7 protein-coding genes are annotated in these 5,001 nt (G+C 70.9%); 2 read left to right on the plus strand and 5 right to left on the minus strand.

All coding sequences use genetic code 11. The annotated features are described in order from the left end of the window. Window positions 1–91: 91 nt before the first annotated feature. Window positions 92–523 carry a VOC family protein gene (locus AB0O00_RS29345; RefSeq protein ID WP_055645611.1) on the minus strand — a complete coding sequence of 144 codons (432 nt, stop codon included), beginning with the start codon at window positions 521–523 and terminating at the stop codon, window positions 92–94. A 256-nt stretch (window positions 524–779) separates the two neighbouring features. Between AB0O00_RS29345 and AB0O00_RS29350 the strand changes: the two genes are divergently transcribed. Then, window positions 780–1,463 (plus strand): hypothetical protein, encoded by a 684-nt coding sequence (locus AB0O00_RS29350; protein ID WP_363656845.1) that lies wholly within the window; start codon window positions 780–782, stop codon window positions 1,461–1,463. 59 nt (window positions 1,464–1,522) lie between these two features. Here AB0O00_RS29350 and AB0O00_RS29355 read toward each other — a convergent pair whose 3' ends face one another. Genes AB0O00_RS29355 through AB0O00_RS29370 form a run of 4 tightly spaced genes read right to left on the minus strand, consistent with a single transcriptional unit; the run spans window position 1,523 to window position 4,089 of the window. Then, a complete protein-coding gene (locus AB0O00_RS29355; RefSeq protein WP_363656847.1) occupies window positions 1,523–2,398 on the minus strand; it encodes an arylamine N-acetyltransferase in 876 nt (291 codons plus the stop codon). Between the two features lie 34 nt (window positions 2,399–2,432). Beyond that, window positions 2,433–3,020 carry an NAD(P)H-dependent oxidoreductase gene (locus AB0O00_RS29360; protein WP_363656849.1) on the minus strand — a complete coding sequence of 196 codons (588 nt, stop codon included), beginning with the start codon at window positions 3,018–3,020 and terminating at the stop codon, window positions 2,433–2,435. 47 nt (window positions 3,021–3,067) lie between these two features. Continuing rightward, the gene (locus tag AB0O00_RS29365) at window positions 3,068–3,808 is read right to left on the minus strand and encodes an arylmalonate decarboxylase (protein WP_363656851.1); all 741 of its coding nucleotides are present in this window, start codon (window positions 3,806–3,808) and stop codon (window positions 3,068–3,070) included. Window positions 3,809–3,843: 35 nt separating this feature from the next. Next, window positions 3,844–4,089, minus strand: coding sequence for a tautomerase family protein (locus AB0O00_RS29370; protein ID WP_363656853.1), 246 nt, complete (start codon window positions 4,087–4,089; stop codon window positions 3,844–3,846). 438 nt (window positions 4,090–4,527) lie between these two features. On the opposite strand from AB0O00_RS29370, the gene AB0O00_RS29375 reads away from it, so the two are divergent. Next, window positions 4,528–4,953: an SRPBCC family protein gene (locus AB0O00_RS29375; protein WP_363656854.1), complete on the plus strand. Its 426-nt coding sequence runs from the start codon at window positions 4,528–4,530 to the stop codon at window positions 4,951–4,953. The last annotated feature ends 48 nt before the right edge of the window (window positions 4,954–5,001 follow it).

A 5,001-nucleotide genomic window follows, 5' to 3' on the forward strand; every position in this document is an offset into this window, starting at 1 on the left:
GCCTTGGGGAGCATCGGGGCAGCCGATATCGGCTGCCCCGATGCTCCCCAAGGCCGGAGACGGCTCCCCGCCCCGCAGTCTCGGAGGAGAATCAGGCGAGGCAGAACTCGTTGCCCTCGATGTCCTGCATCGTGATGCACGACTCGTTGACGCCATCGGCGCGCTGCGTCAGCACGTGTTTCGCGCCGAGCGCCATCAGCCGTGCGCATTCGGCCTCGAGTGTGGCCAGGCGCTCCTCACCCACGAGCCCGGCGCCGGCCCGCACATCGAGATGCACCCGGTTCTTGACGACCTTGCCTTCGGGAACTCGCTGGAAGAGCAAGCGCGAACCCACACCCGAGGGATCGGTGCACGCGAAGTAGATCTCATCCTCGGGCGGCAGCGAGCGGTGGTACTCCTCCCACGTGGCAAAGCCCTCCGGGACCGTCGGTACGACGTACCCCAGCACCTCGCACCAGAAGGCGGCGAGGCGCGCAGGCTCCGCGCAGTCGAAGGTCACTTGGAACTGTTTGATCGTTGACATCGGCGCACGATAACAGGAGCCCTGTCATCTCCCCAGGTCGGGAGGTCCGCACGTGGCCGGGAGGAGACGCCTGCCACCCGCTGCTGTGTCGTGCGGTCGCAGAGGTGAACCGAGGTCAGTGCCTCCCCAAAGGGAACCCGGGATGCGATCCCGTCCGGCCACTCTCGTGCTGCCAAAGATCAGTTACGGGACAACCCGTAGAAGCGGCGCCGCCGGTGGCCGCCGGGGTGTCGGTGGCGGGCGCTACGGTCCGGGCATGGATCAGGAACTCCTCGCGCAGCAGGCGCCCCTGCCCGGCCGGGTCGGGCACGTGGGCGGCATCGAGTCGCTCACGCTGGACGGGCGGCGCTACTACTTCGGCTTCGACCACCAGAGCGATCTGGTGCTCTCCCCGCTGATCGCCGACGCCGGGGCGATGGCCGCCTTCGCAAGCGCGCACATGCTCCAGAGCGCCGGCCGGCACGACGCGGCCCACTGGGCGGGCCTGGTCGCCGCAGCGGCCGGGCACTCGGGGCTGACGGACGACGACGCGCAGCGGGAGGTCCTCTCGGCGCGGTTGCGCGACGGTCTGCCGGAGTCCGGGAGTCACCTGCTGTACCTGCTGGGCGCGGCCACCGGGTGGGACGACTGGTTCGGGGCGGCGCCGCCGCGGGTGCAGGAGGCGCTGGACGGGCTCGGCTTCGACGGCGGGGACGACGAGGACGGCGACGAGGACGGCGACGAGCTGGAGGAGCTGCTCGACGGCTGCCTGGAGGCGGTACGGGAGTTCGGCGCGCGGGCGCGGCCCGAGGAGTGGGCGGTGGCCCGGTACCACCTGACGGCGGCGATAGGTCATCTGCCGGCCAACTGGGGCCTGCTGTTCGCGCCGCTGGCGCAAGGCGTCCAGGCGCAGGACGTCCAGGCGCAGCAGGCGGGCGGGTTCGAGGAGGGCGAGGCGTAGGAGGCGATCACTGCGCCCCGGACGCCCCGGGTCCGCCGCCCGGGGCGCTGCGGGCAGCCCTATGCCTGCGCGTCCAGGAGTGCGCGCACCGCTGCCGCTTCCCGGGCGGTCAGGGCGATGCGGAAGCGTGCGCGCAGTTCGGCGATCACCTGGTCGCAGGTCAGCTGCCTCTCCTCGCTCGTTCCGTCGGGATGCTGCGTGCGCAGTGTGCGGTCGCGCAGCACGTACCTGGCCCGGTCCTCGCCGCGCTGGGCGGTGATGTGGTCGGTGAACACCGAGCGGGGGTGGGTGGTGGTGTAGTGGTAGGACACTTCGATGTCGGCCGGGGCCGTGGTCTCGAAGCCGAAGGCGTAGACGTCGAACCATCCGTGCGCGTGCAGTGAGCGCAGTGCCCACGTCTCCTCGTCCTCCTGGTCGACTTTCCAGGTCCATGCGCCGACGGTGACCGGTGTCGGTGTGCCGGGCAGCAGCGGTACGGGGTGCAGCGGTCCTTCGTCGCCGAACCCGACGTCGGCCAGGAACAGCCGGCCCTCGGCCTCGACGGTCAGGGTGACGTGGGAGCGGAAGCGCAGGTCGCCGCGGTTGCCGCGGCGCACGCGGGCGAGGTGGCGGCGGACGGTGAATCCCAGGGACTCCAGGACGGCCGCGAACAGCAGGTTGTGTTCGATGCAGCAGCCGCCGCGTCCGCGTGTGACGAATCGTTCCTGCAGGGACCGGGTGGTGACCGGGCCGGGTGTGCGCAGCCCGATGTCGATGGTTTCGAAGCTGAAGGCGGCGAGGTGGAGGCGGTGCAGGCGGGTGAGCGTCTCGATGCTCGGCTCGCGTGGTCCGTCGTAGCCGATGCGGGTGAAGTAGGCGTCGGGGTCGAGTCCTTCGGCGTCCCAGAGGCAGGGGGCCGGGGCGGCGGGTGCTTGGGTGGTGGCGGTGGTCGGCATGGGGGTGGCTCTCCTTCGGGGTGGTGCACGTGGGTCAGGCGGCCACGGGCGGGGCGGGGCGGCAGGCGGCGCTGCGGGTGGCGCAGTGGGCGGTGCGCCGGATCGCTTCGCGCAGTGCGGCGGCGATCTCGGCGTCGTCGGGGGGGTGGGTGTGGGCGAAGCGGTCGGCGGATCCGCAGACCGCGAGGTCGACGTCCTCGACCACGACGGCGCCGGCGACCCCGAGTGCCTTGCGGGCCTCGGCCTGGGCCCAGACGCCGCCGTAGCGGCCGAAGGCGGCGCTCAGGACGGCGACGGGCTTTGCGGCCAGTGCGCCGTGCCCGTGGGGGCGCGAGAGCCAGTCGATGGCGTTCTTCAGCACGGCGGACATGGTGCCGTTGTGCTCGGGTGTGAAGAGCATGATCGCGTCGCTGCGGGCGGCGGCTTCGCGCACGGCGGTGGCTGCGGCGGGGAGGAGGTCCGCGTGGTCGATGTCCTCGTTGTAGAAGGGGAGGTCGGCCAGGTTCTCGTGGAGTTCGACGGTGACCCCGTCGGGTGCCAGCCGGGTGGCGGCTTGGGCGAGTTGGCGGTTGTGCGAGCCGGCCCGGAGGCTGCCGGCCATCGCGAGGATGTGCAGGGTCATGGGAGTCGGCTCCTTGGGGAGAGGGGCGGCGCTCTGGTGGCGGGGTGTCAGTGGTGCGACAGGAGGGATCCGAGGCCGTGGACGCGGTCCTCGATGCCGTTGTGCCGCAGGGCGTGCCAGTACAGGGCGGTGTTGTTGGAGATGACGGGTTTGCCGATCCAGGTCTCGGCGGTGGCGGCCAGGCGGGCCAGTGCCACGTTGGTGCCGATCTGGACGATCGCGTCCACGGCGTCGGTGTCGATGTCCTTGATGGTGTCGCGCAGTTGGGTCTCGGACACGTGGGCGATGCGGGCGGGGTTGCTGCAGCCGAGCCCGCGCACCGTCACCACGTCGTATCCGGTGTCGGTGAAGAACCGGCTCGCGGTGTCGTCGCCGGCCGGGACGTAGGGGGTGATGAGCGCGATGCGGCGGGCTTCGTGGGCGTCCAGGGCCTCGCGCAGGGCGTCGGGGCTCATGGTCACCGGCACACCGCCCGCGGCCGACTTCATGGACGCCAGGACCCGCTCGTGGGCCCCGGGGCCGTCCCAGTAGATCTCGGGGGAAAAGCCGATGACGACGCAGTGCGGGGAGCAGGGCGTCAGGTGCTCGATCGCCCGGTGGGTGGCGTCGCGGTAGCTGCTGATCAGGGAGCCGACGTCATCGGCGATGGACAGGTCCTGGGTGGGCATCCGGCTGGTGTGGTTGGTGACGCCGGCCGGCCGCATGGCCTCCATCTCCGGCTGGGCGGAGGTGTTCGTGGCGGGGACGATCACGCCGACCTTGAGGCGCGGCCCGAGCGAGTCGGTCATTTCTCTCTCCTTACAAAGGGGGGCGGGGAGGCTTTTCAGCGTGCGGGGTGTTCGCGCCGATAATCCGGCTCTTTGACGACCAGGTGCTTGCGCCCGGATATCTCGGGTCCGACGACCGTGTCGTTCCACGACGTTTCGGGAACCGGCTCGAGTGCGATGGAGACGGCGCACGCGGGGACGTCGAAGTGCTCCGCGATGACCGTGGTGATCGCGTCGGCGAGGTCCCGCTTCTGCTGCGGGGTGACGTCGCGGGGGAAGTGCTTGATGTTGACGTGCGGCACGTGTGGCCTCCTTTGTGATGCGTCGTACCGGAGGCTTGTCGCGCAAAACGATTGACCCGGCGGCCCTTTTCCCGGGCCCCCCGAAAAGGTTTTCTGCTGTGATGCTCGTCCCATTGGCGGACGTGATCCTCAATGGTGGCAGCGAATTCTCGCCGGACCGTAGGGACCTAGGTCCCCGGGACCGGGGCCGTACGTACCGCCGTTCTCCCCGAAACCGGTATGCGCGCAAATAATTCATCGAACCGGCGAGTAGGGGTTTGAAAGACGGCCGGACCGCTCCCCCGGCGGCCGGCCCGCGGCCTCCTTGGGTCACACCGGTCGCGGCACGCCGGGAGGGGCGGCCCGGCCGGGTCCGGCCGGCCGGGCGGGCCCCTTGCGCGATAGTCGTCGCAGAGATAATCTCTGCGTAGAACATTTCGGCGAAGGGGAGAGCACGGCATGTGGAGCCACGAGTACACCGGTGAGACGACGGCGGCGCCCGAGGCGGTCTGGGCGGTGCTGAAGGACCTCGACAACTGGCCGCAGTGGGACGGCTCGATGGAGTCGGTCACGCTGCTCGGCCCGTTCGAGGTGGGCAGCGAGGTGTCGATGACGCCCTGCGGCCAGGAGCCGATCACCTCGGTGATCACCGCCATCGAGGAGAACGCCCACTACGCCGACGAGACCGCATTCGCCGGCGTGGTGCTGCGCTTCAGCCACCGGCTCAGCCCGCGCGGCGACGGCGGCACCACGGTGGTGCACCGCCTGGAGATCGACGGGCCGGGTGCCGGCGAGACGGGCCCGCAGCTGGGCCCGGCCATCACCGAGGACTTCCCCGAGGCCATGGAGGCCCTGTTCACCCACGCGGGCAGCGCCACCGTGTGAACCCCCGTGTGAGCCCGTCCGCCACAAGCCCGTGCCGCCGGGGGTGCC

It is taken from the genome of Kitasatospora sp. NPDC093558 (assembly GCF_040683475.1).
Classification (GTDB): domain Bacteria; phylum Actinomycetota; class Actinomycetes; order Streptomycetales; family Streptomycetaceae; genus Kitasatospora.